The sequence below is a fragment of the Glaciecola punicea genome, from assembly GCF_001756615.1.
Taxonomy (GTDB): Bacteria; Pseudomonadota; Gammaproteobacteria; order Enterobacterales; family Alteromonadaceae; genus Glaciecola; species Glaciecola punicea.
This window is the reverse complement of the sequence record NZ_LZXY01000011.1, coordinates 1-18,271: the sequence shown is the minus strand read 5'-3', so window position 1 is coordinate 18,271 and position 18,271 is coordinate 1. Positions and strand designations below refer to the sequence as shown.

The 18,271-nt window shown below is 42.2% G+C and carries 16 protein-coding genes and 4 tRNA genes; 7 read left to right on the top strand and 13 right to left on the bottom strand.

Annotation, left to right across the window (positions count from 1 at the left end):
- Nucleotides 1-30: 30 nt before the first annotated feature.
- Complete coding sequence (locus tag BAE46_RS12005; protein ID WP_070112970.1) at nucleotides 31-1,248, bottom strand: PQQ-dependent sugar dehydrogenase; 1,218 nt, start codon at nucleotides 1,246-1,248, stop codon at nucleotides 31-33.
- 111 nt (nucleotides 1,249-1,359) lie between these two features.
- On the opposite strand from BAE46_RS12005, the gene BAE46_RS12000 reads away from it, so the two are divergent.
- The 4 genes from BAE46_RS12000 (at nucleotide 1,360) to BAE46_RS11985 (ending at nucleotide 5,043) form a co-directional block, all read left to right on the top strand.
- A complete protein-coding gene (locus BAE46_RS12000) occupies nucleotides 1,360-1,806 on the top strand; it encodes a hypothetical protein (RefSeq protein WP_141567277.1) in 447 nt (148 codons plus the stop codon).
- 179 nt (nucleotides 1,807-1,985) lie between these two features.
- Nucleotides 1,986-3,575, top strand: coding sequence for an AMP-binding protein (locus BAE46_RS11995; RefSeq protein ID WP_006006344.1), 1,590 nt, complete (start codon nucleotides 1,986-1,988; stop codon nucleotides 3,573-3,575).
- Between the two features lie 30 nt (nucleotides 3,576-3,605).
- On the top strand, nucleotides 3,606-4,073 hold the full coding sequence (locus BAE46_RS11990; RefSeq protein ID WP_006006346.1) for an SRPBCC family protein: 468 nt from the start codon (nucleotides 3,606-3,608) through the stop codon (nucleotides 4,071-4,073).
- Nucleotides 4,074-4,098: 25 nt separating this feature from the next.
- Nucleotides 4,099-5,043, top strand: a complete 945-nt coding sequence (locus tag BAE46_RS11985) for an AEC family transporter (RefSeq protein ID WP_006006348.1) — start codon at nucleotides 4,099-4,101, stop codon at nucleotides 5,041-5,043.
- A 3-nt stretch (nucleotides 5,044-5,046) separates the two neighbouring features.
- Here BAE46_RS11985 and BAE46_RS11980 read toward each other — a convergent pair whose 3' ends face one another.
- From BAE46_RS11980 to BAE46_RS11970, 3 genes are all read right to left on the bottom strand, one after another.
- Entirely contained in the window at nucleotides 5,047-6,597 is a 1,551-nt protein-coding gene (locus tag BAE46_RS11980) for a leucyl aminopeptidase family protein (RefSeq protein ID WP_070112969.1), read from the bottom strand.
- A gap of 197 nt (nucleotides 6,598-6,794) precedes the next feature.
- Entirely contained in the window at nucleotides 6,795-8,051 is a 1,257-nt protein-coding gene (chrA, locus tag BAE46_RS11975; RefSeq protein ID WP_040520924.1) for a chromate efflux transporter, read from the bottom strand.
- A gap of 65 nt (nucleotides 8,052-8,116) precedes the next feature.
- Nucleotides 8,117-8,740: a fumarylacetoacetate hydrolase family protein gene (locus BAE46_RS11970; RefSeq protein ID WP_006006354.1), complete on the bottom strand. Its 624-nt coding sequence runs from the start codon at nucleotides 8,738-8,740 to the stop codon at nucleotides 8,117-8,119.
- A gap of 355 nt (nucleotides 8,741-9,095) precedes the next feature.
- On the opposite strand from BAE46_RS11970, the gene ppiC reads away from it, so the two are divergent.
- Nucleotides 9,096-9,371, top strand: a complete 276-nt coding sequence (ppiC, locus tag BAE46_RS11965) for a peptidylprolyl isomerase PpiC (RefSeq protein ID WP_006006356.1) — start codon at nucleotides 9,096-9,098, stop codon at nucleotides 9,369-9,371.
- Nucleotides 9,372-9,800: 429 nt separating this feature from the next.
- Here the strand turns inward: ppiC and tuf are convergent, their stop codons facing one another.
- The 8 genes from tuf to murB form a co-directional block, all read right to left on the bottom strand.
- Nucleotides 9,801-10,982 (bottom strand): elongation factor Tu, encoded by a 1,182-nt coding sequence (tuf, locus tag BAE46_RS11960; protein WP_070112967.1) that lies wholly within the window; start codon nucleotides 10,980-10,982, stop codon nucleotides 9,801-9,803.
- Nucleotides 10,983-11,027: 45 nt separating this feature from the next.
- Nucleotides 11,028-11,103, bottom strand: a tRNA-Thr gene (locus tag BAE46_RS11955).
- Between the two features lie 4 nt (nucleotides 11,104-11,107).
- A tRNA-Gly gene (locus BAE46_RS11950) sits at nucleotides 11,108-11,182 on the bottom strand.
- A gap of 39 nt (nucleotides 11,183-11,221) precedes the next feature.
- Nucleotides 11,222-11,306, bottom strand: a tRNA-Tyr gene (locus tag BAE46_RS11945).
- Between the two features lie 9 nt (nucleotides 11,307-11,315).
- Nucleotides 11,316-11,391: transfer RNA gene (locus BAE46_RS11940), tRNA-Thr, on the bottom strand.
- 127 nt (nucleotides 11,392-11,518) lie between these two features.
- Nucleotides 11,519-12,313 (bottom strand): type III pantothenate kinase, encoded by a 795-nt coding sequence (locus tag BAE46_RS11935; RefSeq protein ID WP_040521235.1) that lies wholly within the window; start codon nucleotides 12,311-12,313, stop codon nucleotides 11,519-11,521.
- A complete protein-coding gene (gene birA / locus BAE46_RS11930; RefSeq protein WP_006007827.1) occupies nucleotides 12,282-13,286 on the bottom strand; it encodes a bifunctional biotin--[acetyl-CoA-carboxylase] ligase/biotin operon repressor BirA in 1,005 nt (334 codons plus the stop codon). Before birA ends, BAE46_RS11935 begins: the two co-directional genes overlap by 32 nt.
- Nucleotides 13,283-14,293 carry a UDP-N-acetylmuramate dehydrogenase gene (gene murB / locus BAE46_RS11925; protein ID WP_070112966.1) on the bottom strand — a complete coding sequence of 337 codons (1,011 nt, stop codon included), beginning with the start codon at nucleotides 14,291-14,293 and terminating at the stop codon, nucleotides 13,283-13,285. The genes birA and murB overlap by 4 nt, the downstream gene beginning before the upstream one ends.
- Before the next feature lie 318 nt (nucleotides 14,294-14,611).
- On the opposite strand from murB, the gene BAE46_RS11920 reads away from it, so the two are divergent.
- Together BAE46_RS11920 and BAE46_RS11915 are read left to right on the top strand one after the other, a co-directional pair.
- A complete protein-coding gene (locus BAE46_RS11920) occupies nucleotides 14,612-15,175 on the top strand; it encodes a PH domain-containing protein (protein ID WP_083256870.1) in 564 nt (187 codons plus the stop codon).
- Entirely contained in the window at nucleotides 15,168-16,799 is a 1,632-nt protein-coding gene (locus tag BAE46_RS11915; protein ID WP_070112964.1) for a PH domain-containing protein, read from the top strand. The genes BAE46_RS11920 and BAE46_RS11915 overlap by 8 nt, the downstream gene beginning before the upstream one ends.
- Nucleotides 16,800-16,848: 49 nt before the next feature.
- On the opposite strand, the gene BAE46_RS11910 is transcribed toward BAE46_RS11915, so the two are convergent.
- A complete protein-coding gene (locus tag BAE46_RS11910; RefSeq protein ID WP_070113010.1) occupies nucleotides 16,849-17,928 on the bottom strand; it encodes an MBL fold metallo-hydrolase in 1,080 nt (359 codons plus the stop codon).
- Between the last annotated feature and the right edge of the window lie 343 nt (nucleotides 17,929-18,271).

Here is an 18,271-nt window from a genome sequence, read left to right as displayed (position 1 = left end):
CCTAGCATTCACCAAAGTGATGCGATACCACTATTGCATCACGACTTCAAATACAGAGGCCATATCACCGTCGGCCAAGATAAAGACTCGGCCGTCTTTTGACATAGTAATATCGCGCATTCTGTAGCCACTGTTTGCAAAAAAGATGCGCTCATCTGTCACACTTTCGTTATTTAATACGAGCGAATGTAGCTGTTGATATTTGAGTGATGTAAGTAGTAAACGATTGCTAAAGTCAGGAATTACTTCGCTGTTATAAAAAATCATTCCTGACGGCGCAATCGAGGGCGTCCAGTTAAAAGCAGGCTGCTCCATATTGTCATACTCGGTAAAAGGGCTAATTAAACTACCAATGTAATCTTTACCCTGCGTTATGACAGGCCAACCATAGTTTACGCCACTATTGATAAGATTAATCTCGTCGCCGCCTGCAGGACCGTGTTCGTGCGCAACAATTTGCTGATCAGAAAGCACAATTAAACCCTGTGGATTACGATGCCCAAAACTGTACACGGCTCTTTGGGAAAACGTATCCCCCGACATAAAAGGGTTACCAGCATGCGCCTCACCCGTGTCGGTCAGGCGCAGTATTTTACCCATATCGGATGTTCTTTTTTGTGCGTGCTCGCGGTAGTCAAAACCGTCGCCGGTGCTAATAAGTAGACTGTTGTCGGCCATAAAAGCTAGCCGCGCGCCATAGTGTGCGGCGGTGCTGCGCAAATCGGCTTGTTCAAAAATAGTTTCAGATACGGCAACGCCGTCGATGTTAAGGGCTCTTGGCGTGCTAGGGTTTGCCAACTGTTCACTTTCAGGCTTTGCGTTTTTTAACAAAACGCGAATTACTTTTAAACCGTTAGCGGTTTTACTACCATAAGAATATGATAAATAAATCCAAGGCTGGCGATCAAAATTTGGGTGAAAAGCAATGGCTGATAATCCACCTTGACCCGCGTAATAAAGGTCATTAAGCTGCAAATCAATCTTTGTTAATAACTCACCTGACAGCGAATACGTAGATAACAGGCCTGAGCGATGAGTAACATATAGCAAATTATCGGGGCCAACGTTGATGGCCCAAGATGCCGATAGATCTATAATGATGGGGGATAAACTAAGCGTATCATCAACAACGTTTTTCGTACTGCTAGCATTAGCGACATAGCACGTTAGTAAGGTAGCCAAAGTAAGTGCGATATTAATCCACGGCGGGCGCAAAAATAAAGCGAGTTTACGTTGTGGTAATCGCATTGATTTGTATGTTCCATCAAATTTCATTCTACACTTGCCTCTGACGATAAAAAAACACTACTATAGCGAATTATGTTATCACGCAAAATGTTTTCTACCACTAAGACTTTTATGAAAAAACTTGTTCTACTCCAGCATTTCTTACTCGCCGCATTAGTAACCATTATTAGTGCGTGCTTATTACAAACCCAAATGGTGCTGTTAGCACTAAGCAACATAGACATTGATATTACGTGGTCGCAGCGGATATATATGTCGTGGCAAGATTTGCTTGGCTTGTTACCAAGCTATGGCGTGATCATTACAATAGGCTTGGTCATTGCCTTTTTGATTGCTAAAACAATACGCAAGCACACTCGCGCCACTTCGCCTTACCTGTATGTTGTGGCGGGTGGCTTTACAATGGCGGCCATTCTAGTGGGCATGCAGCCAATTTTGGGCGTTACTTTGCTGGCGGGCGCTCGCTCTCTTTTCGGCATTATATTGCAAATTGGCGCAGGTTTACTTGGCGGCTTATGTTTTATGCGACTTCGCCGACCCCAAACTAAGGCGGCTTAGCCTCGTTGCTGGTGATAATGCGCCAGTAAACGAATTATTCATCAAATCAATAGCACATTCATCATAAGTGTAATAACTCCAATGTGTAAAAAAAGTGTTAAATTGGTGCGCATATTAGTATATTGCTACGTTAGTTCGCACACTAAGCCATATATTTAACAGCCCTTACAGAGGATACTATGCATATAAGCCAACCCACGTTTACTAAAGGCAATCTAATCCCTAGCCACATTTATAGCTTAGCCGATTATATAGAAGAGACATTTGAAAAGTATGCGCAACGTCCTTGTTACAATGCATTAGGCCAAACTAAAACCTTCGCCGAAATGAATGACTTATCGGCACGCTTTGCTAACTATCTTCAGCACCATACCGACTTGAAACCCGGTGATAGAATTGCGATTCAACTGCCTAATTTAATTCAGCATCCAATCGCGGTATATGGAGCGCTGCGCGCGGGGCTTATCGTGGTAAACACCAATCCCTTATATACCCCAACTGAAATGCAGCATCAATTTAACGACTCTGGCACCACCGCGCTCGTAATATTAACCGACCTCTTACCCAAGTATGAAGCTATCGCCGGCGCCGTTAATATCGACACCGTAATTGTGACGAGTGCAGCGCAATTGCTAGATAACAAAGAAATTAGTGGGCTTGAATACCCTTGCTATGCAGAAATATTTGCCAAAGTGCCCACAGTGCTTAGCATACACAGAGCATCAGCTAGCTTAGAAGATCCATGCATTCTTCAATATACAGGCGGCACTACCGGCGTATCGAAAGGCGCTGAGCTAAGCCATAAAAACGTACTTGCTAACAGCATTCAAACCTTAAACCGGCTTGGTACACGCTTAATAGACGGTGAAGAGGTCGTTATTTGTCCGCTACCGCTTTATCATATCTATGCATTTACGGTATGCATGATGACTTTTTTCGCTAAAGGTGCACTAAATGTGCTAATACCTAATCCGCGTGATATGGATGGTTTTGTGGAAACGCTCAAACCTCACAAATTTACGGCGTTTGCAGGCATTAACACACTATTTATGGGCTTGTGCCACCAGCCAGACTTTGTAAAACTTGATTTTTCAACGCTGCGACTGACCATGTCAGGCGGTACTGCCTTAACGCAGTCAGCGGCCCAGCTTTGGGAAAAAACCACGGGCTGTTCAGTTACCGAGGGGTATGGACTGTCTGAAACAGCACCGGTTGTGGCGTTTAATATACCCGGTAAAGAAGTAATAGGCAGCGTCGGCCTACCTTTAGACCAAACCGACATTCAGTTACTAGACACCAACGATGCACCAGTCGTCGATGGACAAGAGGGCCAAATCGCGGTTAAAGGCCCGCAGGTAATGCGCGGATATTGGCAGCGCGACGATGAAACCGCAAAAGTAATGACTGCTAATGGCTATTTTAAAACCGGTGATGTTGGCGTGCGCTTACCCGACGGCTGTATTAAAATTGTAGATCGCTTAAAAGATCTTATAATTGTGTCTGGTTTTAATGTATATCCTAATGAGGTTGAAGATGTGTTAAGTAGACACCCTAATGTGCTAGAGGCGGCGGTGGTTGGCAAGCCTGACGAGCATTCTCAAGAGCGTGTTTGCGCTTATATAACGGTTAATGCTCCGGTAAGTGACAAAGAACTTAGCCAGCACTGCCGCGAATTTTTAACCCCTTATAAAGTACCCAAAGAATTTAATGTGATAGATGAGCTGCCCAAGTCAACAGTGGGTAAAATACTAAGACGTGCGCTTAGATAACAGTCACCTAAAAAAAGAGAGAAGTAACTAATGTTCAATATTTCTGTAGAACGTATTATTAATAAGCCTATAGAGCAGGTGTTTGAGCTAATAAGTGACCACGCAAATTATTCCCAGTTCAAAGGGGTCGATAAATCTAGTTTACTTAAAGAAGGCACAGAGCATAAAAACGGCTTGGGGGCAGTACGCGAAGTAGTAGCGGCTATTGGCACGCTTCACGAAGAAATTGTGCGTTATGAGCCTGCGAGCAGCAAATCGGATCAAGAGACAAAAAAAGCGGTTTTAGGCTATAAGATTATATTTTCAAAACCACTTCCCTACGATCATCACTTAGGCGAAGTGCACTTATCTGAAGTTGACGGCAAAACCCACGCGAAATGGATTTCAAAAGGCAGGATAAGCACCTTCTTAATTGGTCCACTATACTTTGATAAACAAATTCAGAAGAATGGATCGCGTGCATTTGGTAGTATATTAAAGTATATAGACAACCTTTAATTATTAACCAACAGGCATAAAGCCCTTGCAGCCTAATTTAAATTTCGTAAGCTTTGCCGTATCAGTAATTGGGCCAGTAATAGTAATGATAGCGTTTGGCTATGGGCTTCACAGATACGGCACCTTAGACGACGCTTTTGTCGAAAAAGCCTCGCGTTTAGTCTTTAACTTCGCACTGCCCGCATTATTATTTAGCACCATTAGCACTAGCTCTGTGGGGCAACTTGCTAATTTCACCGTCATCGGCGCTGGTATGGCCGGCACCTTACTGGTGTTTGTAGCCATGCTGCTAACAACGTCTTTGCTTATTAAGAACAAGCAAGATCGTGGCGTCGTCATTCAAGGTTCGTTTCGCTCTAATATGGGCATAATTGGCTTGGCATATTGCGCTAACGCTTACGGAAGTGAAGGTTTAGCCTATGGCTCTGTGTACTTGGGCGGCCTCACTATTTTGTATAATTTGCTGTCGGTTGCTGTGCTTAACGTATATCAAGATAAACAAAGCTCTTACACAAAAATAGCCAAAGACATTGTGACCAATCCTATTATATTGTCTATTGTGGCAGGACTATTGGCCTCTATCCTAGCTGTTAAACTACCGCAAATTGCAACTAACAGTATTCAATATTTTGCCCAACTCACACTGCCCTTAGCACTTTTATGCACAGGTGCCGCACTGCGTTTCTCGACTATGCGTCAAAATGGTCTTGCCAGCCTATTCAGTATTACGGTTAAGTGCGTCGTGTACCCTATTGTTATTGTCGCGGTCGCGGTGTTAGCGGGCGTTGAGGGAATGGCTCTTATGATTGTGTTTTTAATGGCTATTAGTCCAACCGCGGCGGCAAGCTATGTCATGGCGCGTAAAATTGGTGGGAATCATGAACTTGCTGCGCAAATTATTGCAATAAGCACCGTGGTGTCGGTGCCGTTCACCTTAGCAGGCTTTGCAATAATTCGCGCGTTTGTGTAAGCCTTACTTTACCTGCTCTCTAACAACTTGATCCATAAAGCGTACGCCCCAACCTTGACTGCCTTTGGGCGAAACGTCAATATCCTCACTTAGCCAATCAACTCCTGCTATGTCTAAGTGTACCCATGGCAGTGACTCATCCACGAATGTGGCAATAACAGCAGCGGCTATACTCGCACCAGGGTTGCCTGCGCCTGAATTTTTAATATCGGCGATAGGCGACTTTATCTGTTCAAAATGATTAGCGTGAAGCGGTAAGGGCCATACATGCTCTCCCGAACGCTTGCCCACTTCCATCATTTGCGTAGACAACTCAAAATCGCGTGTTATCACTGCCGCGTATTCATCGCTTAGCGCTCGCGCTGCTGAGCCTGTCAATGTAGCAATGTTTAACAGCATACTTGGCTTATATTCTTGCTGCACGTAATAAACGGCGTCTGCCAATACCAGACGGCCTTCGGCGTCGGTGCTCATTATCTCTATGGTAGTGCCTTTCATTGTGTCAAGCACATCGCCTGGTCTTATTGCGCTAGCACCGGGCATATTTTCAGCCATTGCCATAATACCAATAACGTTAATTTTTTCACCTCTATTAGCAATCGCATGCATAGTGCCAGCAACGGCTGATGCGCCGGCTAAATCTGACTTCATAGCCCACATACCATCGTTATCTTTTAAACTTATGCCGCCGGTATCAAAGGTAATGCCTTTCCCTGCAAGCGCAATTGGCGCCGTGTTTTTATCACCGCCTAAATACTCAATGATGACCAAGCGAGGATCATGAACCGAGCCTTTACCCACGCCAAGCAATGCGCCCATGTTGTACTTTTCCATGTCTCTTACGTCAAGTACTTTTACTTTTACGTTGTCAATGCCGCTAAATGCAGCCTTTATTTTGTCTGCAAATACTTCCGGGTACATATTGTTGCCCGGCTCTGTGGCAATATCGCGTGCCATATGGATGCCTTGTGCCACATATTTTAAATCGTTTTGATAATGGTTTTCCGCCATTTCTGCATTTTGAGTGACTAAGGTAACGGTAGACTTGCCTTCATCTTTCTTTGTTTTATATTTGTCAAAACTGTAGTCACGCATATGATAGCCGCTAGCAATAAGCGCACTAGGCGTAAAAAGAGTAGTGTCTGTTAGTGTTAAGTTGTCAATATGAACCGCCACGTCAACCGTTTTGGTAGTAGAATACAACGACGAGGCAATTATGCCGCCTAAATCTTGAAGCTCAGAGGCGCTTATTCCGTTGTCATCCTTACTGCCAATAACCAGCAGCGACCCCAAACCCGCTACCATTTGCAAATGCTGCACGTGACCAAGCTTTGTTTCAAAATCGTTCAGCGCAAGTAACTTAAGCAGTTGACCTTCAGAGGCTGTGTTTAGCCTTGCTGCGGCGCCATCTAGGTTTTCTAGGTCGTCTACAAACACAACGTGACTGGGCGCTTTCATATCGCTTTGCGCCACAAAACTAAAGGTAGCTTGCGCAATACTGGCGCTCGTAAAGCCAAATAAAGCTAATGCAACAGCGGTTTTTTTAAAATTCATATTGAGTCGTATCCTTTATTTTATTGTCGTTTTAGGGTGTTTCTTATTGTAAAGCGTTATTTGAATTATACTTCAAATATGCATAAGAGTTTACAAACTTATACCCTCAATGAAAATATTGTTTATATTGTTTCTTCGTTCGGCTTTCCCGATGGGATATTTGGGAATGCGCTAAATAACATTTCAGCAATAAGCGTTTACATCGACATTGAAACAAACAGCACTTTTACAATAATGCATAAACAAACAATGACCAATACCGGTGCTTTAAAACGGCTAAGTGCTATGAACCCGATGCCGGCGATGACCACATCGTGATTGCTTTGTATAGCATGCGTGAAAATAGGATCGTATAGGGTTGCAGCTAACAAACCAACTACCGCAGCATTAGCGCCTACAAAGGCCCGTCTTACAAAAGCATAGGCAAACAACTTCTGCGAAATAGGCAAAATGGCACTTACTAGCAAAAAGCCGGGTAAGAAGACAAAAAGGGTCGCCAGCAAAGCGGCAAGGACTGCATTGCTTACATTTGTATCACCACCATTAACAAGCTGTTGATGCAATTCACCCATATAGCCCAAATAGGCAGCGAACGAGAACATAGGGCCGGGAACAGCCTGAGTTGCACCATAGCCTGCTAAAAACACCTCTTGGCTAACCAATCCTTGGGCTACCGTAGTTTGCTCTAAGAACGGCAGCACAACATGCCCACCGCCAAACACCATCGCGCCCGAGGCATAGTAAGCCGGTGCTTGCGCGTATAAGTATTGAGTAAAGTTAAATGGGTTTCCAATTAGCACGATAAACAAGCCAACAAACAAGCCTGCAGCAAGCCATGTTGTGGTTAACGTAAACTTGTGAGGAAAAGAAGAAAACATCGGTGCGTCTGAATGGTTTTCTTGCGTGTCTTTTTTTAATAGCCCGCTGCTGACTATTGCACACAGCATTAAAGCCATCACTTGCCATAATAGCGCGCTAGTTAACAACACTACACAAAACATGACTACAGCGATTATCCACGATAGAGGCACTGTTAGCAGCTGTTTACTCATGCCAATAACGGCCTGTAGCACAACAATGAAGGTCAATATTGCTAGGCCGTGTAAACTTGCTTGGCCTACCCATGAATCGAGTAAACTTAAGCTATTAGCAAATAAAAGCAGCAGCAAAACCGAAGGCAAGGTGAAACCAATAAAAGCCAAGGTAGCCCCAAGCCAGCCACCTCTAAGAAGGCCAATAGCAAACCCCACTTGACTGCTCGCAGGGCCTGGAATAGTTTGGCAAATGGTCAGCAAATGCGCATATTGCGCTTCGCTGAACCAGTTTCTATTTTCCACAAACGCCTGCCTAAAATAGGCTAGATGCGCCACGGGCCCGCCAAAGCTGGTGAGTCCTAATTTTAGGAATATCCAAAATATTTCAATTGCTCTCATAGGGATAATAGCGTGTCTCATGTTGGGCTTGCGTATTTTATTGTTTTATACGTGCGGCAATCAAATACCAGACCACAATATTATAGTTATGACAGTACTGTCCATTGTTTTGAAATAAGACCTTGAGTGCCATCGAAAACCTCACCTAAGAAAATCTGTCCTTTTTCAACTTTACCGACCCCGCTTGGTGTTCCTGTCATAATAATATCGTTATCGACCAAACTCATAAATGCGCTTATATTTTCAACAAGGCAGTATGGCGTATTCATCATCAATTTAACGCGCCCTTGCTGAACGAGGTGCTCATTGACGCTTAATGCAAATGTTACATTGCTGATATCTGCGGGGAGTTCTACGAAGGCACTAAACACCGCAGAGCCGTCAAATGCTTTTGCCCGCTCCCAAGGCAGACCTTTTTCTTTTAACTGAGACTGTAATTTACGTTTGGTTAAATCAAGTCCAAACCCTAGTCCTGCAATTTCCCCATTTTTAATGATAAAGCAAAGCTCTCCTTCGTAATGAATTTCATCTTGATTTTTGCTATTCAAGTCTTCACTGATAGCCGAGTTGGGCTTTAAAAATATGACAGGCTCAAAGGGGATTTGATTGCCTAACTCTGTTATGTGATCAAGGTAATTTCGACCTATGCAGACTATTTTTGAAGGACTTACCCATTCGTTTTTAAAACTAATTGTGTTGAGTTGACTCATTTTCCAGTTACCATCTATGCCTAAAAGATAATTTTTTGTTCACTATTATTTGTTATTAAGGGCCTTGCCATAAAATAATGTGGCCTTGGTGCTCACATAGGCAAGTACATTCATATTGTGTGAACGACTTTGAACGACTCTGCCTAAATGCTTACTACTGTAATTTATAATGCTAAAATTTGAAGTGTTTCGTGTAATTGGTCGTCTAGTACACATTACACAAGTGAAATTTAAGCAAGATTTGTCATTACCTACCCTCTCTTTATACGCGTATTGAATATTTATACATTGTGTAATACCAAAGTTTACAGCAACATTAATGTATTGCTACTTACATCATTATGAGACCAATATTATGGCAACCGCATGTGCTTTACATATTTTAGTAAAAACTGAAAAAGAAGCGAACGAGCTACTTATTCAACTTAATAAAGGCAAAGACTTTTCCACTCTAGCCAAGCGTCATTCAGTATGTCCCTCAGGCAAAAAAGGCGGTGATTTGGGTGAGTTTCGTCGCGGGCAAATGGTAAAAGCGTTTGATGATGTCGTCTTTAAAAAAGATATATTGACTGTACATGGGCCGGTGAAAACAAAGTTTGGCTATCATTTAATAAAGACACTTTATCGTTAGTCATGAAAGCACACAAATGATTACTAAGCGCGATGAGATGAAGAGTAGCTGCATTATCCGTTCAACTAGATGCTATGCGTCACAGGGTGTGTCTTCAATTTACTTGTTATGTGACACTGTGAGTCACACCTATAAAAACGTGAAACAGGCCACAAATAAAATAAAGTACAATAAAAAATTACTGGACAGTGTAGCCCGAACCTTTTGTTCATGATGTCTAATAATTTCTGACGTAGAACCCTTAAACTTACCAAATCTATTGATGGCGTAGATCTTTGATTCCGACAATTGAGCAATGCAAGACTTTCTAGGACATTCAGACATTCGGACATTCGGACAATACAAATGTACACCCGTGTTATTAGCACTAAATTTTGGGCATAAAAAAAGCCGCTTAACTAAGCGACCTCTTTGCATTTTTAGTATTTACTACAGTATTTTAGCAACAACACCGGCGCCTACAGTACGGCCACCTTCACGGATTGCAAAGCGTAAGCCTTCATCCATCGCGATTGGAGCAATTAGCTCTACTACGAATTTAAGGTTATCACCAGGCATTACCATTTCTACGCCTTCAGGAAGCTCTACAGCCCCTGTTACGTCAGTCGTACGGAAATAAAACTGTGGGCGGTAACCTTTAAAGAATGGCGTATGACGGCCACCTTCGTCTTTGCTTAAGATATACACTTCAGCTTCAAACTTGGTGTGTGGCTTAATTGAACCAGGCTTGGCAAGTACTTGACCACGTTCAACATCTTCACGCTTAGTACCACGTAATAATATACCCACGTTCTCGCCGGCACGACCTTCGTCAAGCAATTTACGGAACATCTCAACGCCTGTACACGTTGTTTTAACCGTATCTTTTATACCGATTATTTCAACTTCTTCGCCTACTTTAACAATACCTTGTTCAATACGACCTGTTACAACCGTACCACGGCCTGAAATTGAGAACACATCTTCTATTGGCAGAATAAATGGCTTGTCAACGTCACGCTTTGGCTCTGGAATGTAGTTGTCTAGCGCATCTGCTAGTTCAAGAATTTTAGCTTCCCACTTTTCATCGCCTTCAAGGGCTTTGAGTGCTGAGCCTTGAATTACCGGTAAATCATCACCTGGAAAATCATATTCACTAAGAAGCTCACGCACTTCCATTTCTACTAGCTCTAGTAATTCTTCGTCGTCTACCATGTCACATTTGTTCATGAAGACAATCATATATGGAATACCAACTTGACGACCTAGTAAAATATGCTCACGTGTTTGTGGCATAGGACCGTCGGTAGCAGCCACTACTAATATGCCACCGTCCATTTGCGCAGCACCGGTGATCATGTTTTTTACATAATCGGCGTGACCAGGACAATCAACGTGTGCATAATGACGGTTAGGCGTGTCATATTCGACGTGTGAGGTATTAATAGTAATACCGCGCTCGCGCTCTTCTGGTGCGTTATCAATTTGGTCAAACGCTGAGGCAGAGCCACCGTATGTTTTTGCTAGAACTGTACTGATAGCCGCAGTTAGCGTTGTTTTACCGTGGTCAACGTGGCCAATTGTGCCAACGTTAACATGCGGTTTTTTACGTTCAAATTTTGCTTTTGCCATTGTCTTTTCCCAGCAAAGTTAATATTAAAAAAAGTAGTCAAAGAATGGTGCTGATAGGCAGATTCGAACTGCCGACCTCACCCTTACCAAGGGTGCGCTCTACCAACTGAGCCATATCAGCATCGTGGAGCGAGCAGCGGGAATCGAACCCGCATCATCAGCTTGGAAGGCTGAGGTAATAGCCATTATACGATGCTCGCATTCCCGAAGTTTCTCTGACCAACTTTTTTTCAAAAAGGTGGTGGAGGGTGCAGGATTCGAACCTGCGAAGGCTGAGCCGTCAGATTTACAGTCTGATCCCGTTGACCGCTTGGGTAACCCTCCAGAGATTGATGGTGCCGACTACCGGAATCGAACTGGTGACCTACTGATTACAAGTCAGTTGCTCTACCAACTGAGCTAAGTCGGCACTACATCAAGTGGGTGCGGATTCTAGAGCAATGATTAATGATGCGCAAGTGTCTTTTGGTAAATAAATAGATTTTTTTACGATTAATGTTTGCTTGCTCGTAAAAGCTTCTATATTTGCCATTATTTTAATCATTTTTAGCCATATTTTGATGTGCAATTTTGGCCAGCCCAATTAACACTAAATTTTCAACATAATTTATATTCACGCACGCGCTATTATTTTCTGATTTTGCCAATGTACTGATCAGCACTCTTGCATCTCCTCCACTTATATACAGCTCGTATTTTGAACAATACGATTGCATGATGTTGCATGCTTGCAATAACATTCCGCTGAGTTGTGCAAGAGCACCTTGTGCAACACATATAGGCGTGTCATTACCTAGTGTTAATGTGTCCAATAGCTGACCTTGGTCAAATACTCTTTTAGTTTGGCTAACCACTGCGGTGCGAGCCATAGAAAGTCCTGGCGCTATCCAACCACCTAAGTGTTTGTTGGCAACCACAAAGTCACAGGTTATAGCAGTGCCTGCGTCTATCACGATAAAATTAGTTTGCTCTCCCCTATCACGAAGTGCCGCGCCTGCTAAAATCACCATCCAGCGATCAGCGCCCATATTTTGCGGCTGTGCGTAAGCATTTGAAATATCAAACTGTACTGCTTGAGTGCGCGTTTGGTGAAAAGGAATTTTTGCTTTGCCACACAGCGCTGCAATAAAAAGGCTTGTTTCTTCATTTACTACGCTGCATAACCAACAGTTTGCAGCCTGCTCAAGTAAGGCTTCAATACTGTCTAGCGATGTTCTAAATATGCGTAAATCGGCAATTTCTTCAGGAAAAGTATACCAAGCATACTTAATACTGCTGTTGCCAATATCGAGCAATAAACTAGGCCTGTCTAACACTAATTTCTCCGCCATGAAAAGCTTTTATACTGCCGTTAATATCAAGCAAAAGTGCGCCAGTATTGTCAATACCATTGCCTGTGCCCGTGATAATTTTATCACCAGCAACTATCGTTATGTGTTTTTTGTAATATAAATCGCAGTCTTTCCATCTTGCCATAAAAGGCGCCATACCGTGTGCCTCAAATATAGGTAAATTCTGCCAAAGCTTATGAATAAGGGCAGCGGCTAATTGATTTTTGCTAATAGGTTTTTTAGTTATACTGGATAGATCAGTGAAAGCTTGATTTATTCCTTGCACATTAGCGGGCAAATTTATATTAATGCCTATGCCAATGATAGCCGATGTAGTGGCCCCTACTTGTCCCTCAACCTCAATTAAAACGCCCGCTAGTTTTTTCTGTTCATGGTACACATCGTTTGGCCATTTTAACTGACAGTTCAATACCTCTAACGATTGCAGTGTTTCATTAATGATTACCCCCACCATCAAACTAAGCCCGGTCATCGCTTGGTGGCCACCGGTAAATCGCCACAGCATGCTTAAGTATAAGCTACTGGCATAGGGCGAAACCCAATTTCGTCCGCGCCTGCCGCGGCCTGCACTTTGTGCTTCAGCTAAACAACAATAGCCAGAATCGACATAGGGTACACTGTGCGATTTTGCTTTTACAATATCGTTAGTTGAACTAACCAAATTCTCAATCTGTATCAAAAAGGCATTACCTTGACTTGACGCCGGCAATGCAGCTTGAATTTGGCTGTGCGACAACAGCTCAATATGATTGGTTAGCTTGTATCCGCGCCCTTTAATACTGCAGATATCGAGGCCAAGCTTATTCAGTGCTTTTATTTGCTCGGAAATTGCACTGCGGCTGAGCGCTAGTTCACTAGCTAGATCTTCACCAAGGTGGAAATGGCCATCGTTTAATTTATTTAGCAATTGAGTGCGAAGCGCTTGTTTATTTTGCGCCTGTGATTTTTTCATAACGTGACAAGTCCATGTTTCCCAATTAGCCGCACCTCATTGTCTAGCTCAATATCAAAGGTTTTGTATACCGAGTCACGAATTTGACGCGCTAGCGTCAGTAAGTCTTTACCTTCTCCTTCTCCCATATTAACCAGCACAAGCGCTTGATTTTCATGACAGGCAATATTGCCAATTTTTTTTCCTCTAAACCCCAATTTATCAATAAGCCATGCTGCCGGGATTTTTACCTGATGTTCATTTACTCGGAAACTCGGCATATCATTGTGGATATTTAAAAGCCTATTAAGATGGTTATTATCAATTACTGGGTTTTTAAAAAAACTCCCAGCATTGCCTAGTTTTGCAGGATCGGGTAGCTTACTTTTTCTGATAGCAATAACTTCATTAAACACCTTCTCGGCGCTAGGTAATACCAGGTGCAGCAATGAGCCGTAACTCGTTTCAAGTTTATACACTTTAGGTAAGCGGTAAAAAACGCGCGTTATTATACGTTGATTATGAGCCTGCTGTTTGAAAATACTGTCACGATAGCCAAAATTGCACTGCTCTTTATTAAAGCTACATAGGGTGAGCGACTCGGTGTCTAAAAACTCAACTTTATCAATAAACCTTTCTATTTCGACACCATAAGCGCCTATATTTTGAATAGGCGATGCACCAACAGTGCCTGGAATAAGGGCCAAATTTTCAAAACCACCAATATTACGTTGTATGCAAAACTCGACTAATCTATGCCAATTTTCACCCGCTCCTACGGTGAGTAAGTATTCGCTTTTATTTTCATTCACGAGTATACCTTTAATTCGGTTTAGCAGCACCAATTGTGGATAGTCATCAATAAATACTGTATTACTACCTTCACCTAACATCAGGTATTTTGTGTCATCGCCTTCGTTTATTAAAGCCCTAATTGTGCTTATTAACTCTCGTGACGATTCAATATTTATAATCCTGCGGCAGCGCGCGTGAAGCGAAAATGTATGTAAAGACTTTAACGAGTCCAATTTTTAATTCACTTATTCGTTAATTTATCTATATTTATTGTTACAGAAAATGGTGCACGTGTATAAACTTAAATGACAAATTTATATAAAATACGACAAAGATAGGTGATATTGTGCAACGACGTAACTTTGGTGAGCGGCCTATTTTAACCAATTAAGCGCTCGTGGATACTGTAAAACGAGCCACACCTCGTTGTATAAGGCTAAAGCGGTAGGACCTTATTGTATCGAAGTTGGTCATAATTAAGCGCATTGACGTATTTGATAGTCTGCGCTTTACCCACGATAGCGTCGTGCTCATTTAAAGGATACTTTGTTTTGTCTGAAACCCCGTCTAATTTTACTGTAGAACCTGAATTTACTAATAAAACGTTGTCTGTTACTGAAATAAATACGGCAACTATGGCAATGACGCCTATATCCCCTAAGTATCGTCAGATAAATCTAATTTGGGGGGCGTGTTTTGGTGCTTTACTTGCCATAATTTTGACACTTTTCACAAGTGGTATTATCTTTGATTTACCCGAAAATGCGCGCCCTTACGTTATTGGCGGCTACGTTTTTATCGCTATTAATACACTGCGCAACTTAATTTATCACGTTTTTGCCGACCCACTCATACAATATGCTCTGCGTGAACACGATCTTAATTATCAATCGGGTCTAATCTTTAGAAGCTTAGTCAGCCAGCCCATCTTACGGATTCAGCACATCGAAATTAGACGTGGGCCTATAGAGCGGCAGGCTGGCCTTGCTACACTACAGGTATTTAGCGCTGGCGGCGTATCTCATACATTTAATATTCCAGGTCTCGTTTATAAAGACGCTGTGTCGCTGCGTCAATTTATTCTTGATCATAAGGATTTAGCTGCCGATGTCTGAAACAAGGCAAAATGAGCATATTAAATCCAATAACGAAACACAGCCCTTGCTAACTCAACCTGAGATAGACGCGAACTTAACTCGCACACACACACAAGAATGGTCACGTGTGTCGCCTTTGGCTATTTTGTATTTCTTTACTAAAACAGTATATGGATTAGTAAGTGGCGTGCTTATTTATACACTTCCTGCTTTTGCAGCCGGCTATTCAACGATCAAAGAAAACCCAGTGTATCTTGCATTAGGGCTTATTGCTTTCTTTACGCTAATTCTGATAAACAGCATCGCTAAGTATTGGTTTTACCTCTACAAGTTTACTGACGAGCGCGTTGAAATTAAACAGGGTGTATTTAAAAAGTCACATTTAGACCTACCGTTTAAAAAGATACAAAATGTTAAGGTGATTCAACCCTTCTATTATCGCTTTAATCAATATTCGTTTATTGAATTAGATACTGCAGGCTCTGCTCAGCAGGAAGCAAAAATTGTTGCACTACCCCTGCATCTAGCTGAGAGCTTCAAGCAGATGATACTGCAGATAAAAACTAATGAACCTGCAAATACTTTAAATAAAGAGTCGGGCTGCGTTGAAGTGCATCAAGATAAGGAAACATTGCTGAACGAACGCTCGCTGATGGATCTGGTAATCCATGGTATATCGAATAACCGAGTATGGATATTTTTGGGCTTTTTAGCGCCCTTCTACAATGCTATTGGAGAGAACATTGGCCTTGCCTTAGAAAGTGTTGGCATTGATTTAATGGCGTATCTAGATTACGAAAGTCTCAGTGTTGGCTTATTTATATTACACGTATTGTCACTCGTAATGCTAGTTATGTTAGTTGTTGTTTCGTTCTCGGTAATTGGTTCGATATTTGTATTTTATAAATATAAATTAAGCCGCTTAGGAGACAGGTACATACGCCGAAGTGGTCTCTTAACTAAGCATGAAGTCAGTATGCGACTTAGCAGAATTCAAGTCGCTGTTCAGCAGCAAGACTGGCTTGACCTAATTATTCAACGTACAAATCTTCGCTTTGAACAAAACATGAGTATGCCCGTTGGCGGTGGACAGGCAGGTAATATAAATAATGCAAGTAAGCTTATTGTGCCGTCAGTTACGATCACTGAATCAGCAGCATTAATTCAAGATGCATTTAATGTTAAACGTTTTGATAGTATTGTCTTTACCCGTATTTCAAAACGGTTAATTATTCGCATTCTAGCTTTCCCCATTATGCCTATACTCGTTTTGGTTAACGCAGTGGTAATTCAATCTAGTGAAACTACCATTCTTGGCTGGGGCATTCTCTCTATGTTCAATACTTTATTAGTTGGCTTAGTGTATTTACGCTGGTGGCGTTGGGGCTACCATTTTGAAAAAGGTTTTATTTATATTAGGAAGGGATTAATTGGGGTGAATTATTATGTGTTTCCCGTCGGCAAGACTCAGCAGGTTGTATATCAACAAAGCGTATTTATGCGACCGCATAATTTAGCAGATATAAACTATGTATTGGCCTCAGGCTTCCACAAAGTACCACTTATTCCAGAATACTTGGCCAGAGAACAGGCCAATCGTGCCTTACTGATTGTTGCTAGAGATAAGCCAGTGTGGATGTAACACTTTCGCGCCAATTTGCTTGTGCAATATGACGCAGCTGCGGAATGTTTTAATCTTGTTTTTTATTTAGGGTAAAAACATAGTGACCTTGTTGGTTAATCTCGCGCGAGCATTCTCCAGCAAAGAATAAATAATTCAGATGTGAGAATGCCTCTGCGATGGCAAAAAACATATTGTGGTCATCCAGCTTACGTTTGAACATCAGGGGTAAACAATCTGCTACTGTTTTAGACGTTTTGCAAAAGTCGCGTAAGTTTTCCAAATGCATATGGTGATGATTACAGAGTTGGTTAACTCGGCAGTGTAATCCGTAGAATGGTTGTTTATGAGATGGAAGCACCAATGTGTCACCGGGTAGCTGAAGGAACTGCGGCAAAGTCGTCAAATATTGCTGTAAAGCATTGGCGTTAGGCTCTGTACTATAAACCCCAATATTAGGCGAAATTTTAGGTAGCACCTGATCACCGGAGATTAACACCTTGAGTGACTCACTATATAGGCACACGTGCTCTGGTGAATGTCCTCTGCCGATAATAACTTTCCAACTATGCTCTCCAATTAGCAAACTGTTGCCCGCTTCTAAGCGCTCAAACTGAAGCGGAATAGGCGCAATGACAGCACCCATTCCCTTACTTGATTTCCTGTTTTCTTTGGCAATTGCAACATAGTCAGTCGACATACCGCAGCGTACTAAATATTGGTCATCTTGCCAGTCACTTGCGCCCATTGCACCAGCGGTGAGTGCCCTTGCAACAAAGTATTCTGAGTTAGACATATAGAAGGGAACACGAAATTTTTCAACTAAATACCCGGCCATACCAATGTGATCTGGATGCATATGGGTCACGATTACTTTTGTAATCGGTTTAATTAGCTCACCTAATAAACTCTCCCATAATTCTTTTGTTTTATTCGTGCCAATACCGGTGTCAATTAGAACGTAGCCATCTGTTAGTGTGTCTTCAATAAGATATAAATTAATATGATCAAGAGCAAATGGCAATGGCATACGTAGCCACAAGATCCCTGGTGCAACTTGTTCCCACTTTCCGGGCTTTGGCAAAGGCACGTCAATATAATGTATTTCTTCAGACATATGGTCGGGTATATTTTTTTGTAATTCCGGCATTGTTTTTTTCACCTCTTTCGTCATGTTTGCGCCGCCTTTCATCTACTCTATCATTTGATTGTATCGATAATACTATTACAGACAATTTGGAAGCTTTGTACCAACTATCTTTTATGATTGTTGTTGATAAGCGGTGTGTATAAGTGCAGATTTTTAGTGTCCGCCCTTGTCACTGAAAATACTGCGCGACCGTTGGTAGGTTTAACAGCGGGGACGGTGCGACATCCTTGATCCCTTTTTGCTTCCATAGCCTCATCAAATTTAAGCGGCGTGTTTTTGACCATGGTTGATGTTGCTACATGGTATCTTTCTACATTGTCTCTTTCTCACAGGCACAAAAAAG

Coding starts and splice junctions, on each gene's coding strand:
- BAE46_RS12005 (WP_070112970.1), bottom strand. CDS start 1,248: ATGCGATTACCACAACGTAAACTCGCTTTATTTTTGCGCCCGCCGTGG.
- BAE46_RS12000 (WP_141567277.1), top strand. CDS start 1,360: ATGAAAAAACTTGTTCTACTCCAGCATTTCTTACTCGCCGCATTAGTA.
- BAE46_RS11995 (WP_006006344.1), top strand. CDS start 1,986: ATGCATATAAGCCAACCCACGTTTACTAAAGGCAATCTAATCCCTAGC.
- BAE46_RS11990 (WP_006006346.1), top strand. CDS start 3,606: ATGTTCAATATTTCTGTAGAACGTATTATTAATAAGCCTATAGAGCAG.
- BAE46_RS11980 (WP_070112969.1), bottom strand. CDS start 6,597: ATGAATTTTAAAAAAACCGCTGTTGCATTAGCTTTATTTGGCTTTACG.
- chrA (WP_040520924.1), bottom strand. CDS start 8,051: ATGAGACACGCTATTATCCCTATGAGAGCAATTGAAATATTTTGGATA.
- BAE46_RS11970 (WP_006006354.1), bottom strand. CDS start 8,740: ATGAGTCAACTCAACACAATTAGTTTTAAAAACGAATGGGTAAGTCCT.
- ppiC (WP_006006356.1), top strand. CDS start 9,096: ATGGCAACCGCATGTGCTTTACATATTTTAGTAAAAACTGAAAAAGAA.
- tuf (WP_070112967.1), bottom strand. CDS start 10,982: ATGGCAAAAGCAAAATTTGAACGTAAAAAACCGCATGTTAACGTTGGC.
- BAE46_RS11935 (WP_040521235.1), bottom strand. CDS start 12,313: ATGGCGGAGAAATTAGTGTTAGACAGGCCTAGTTTATTGCTCGATATT.
- birA (WP_006007827.1), bottom strand. CDS start 13,286: ATGAAAAAATCACAGGCGCAAAATAAACAAGCGCTTCGCACTCAATTG.
- BAE46_RS11915 (WP_070112964.1), top strand. CDS start 15,168: ATGTCTGAAACAAGGCAAAATGAGCATATTAAATCCAATAACGAAACA.
- BAE46_RS11910 (WP_070113010.1), bottom strand. CDS start 17,928: ATGCCGGAATTACAAAAAAATATACCCGACCATATGTCTGAAGAAATA.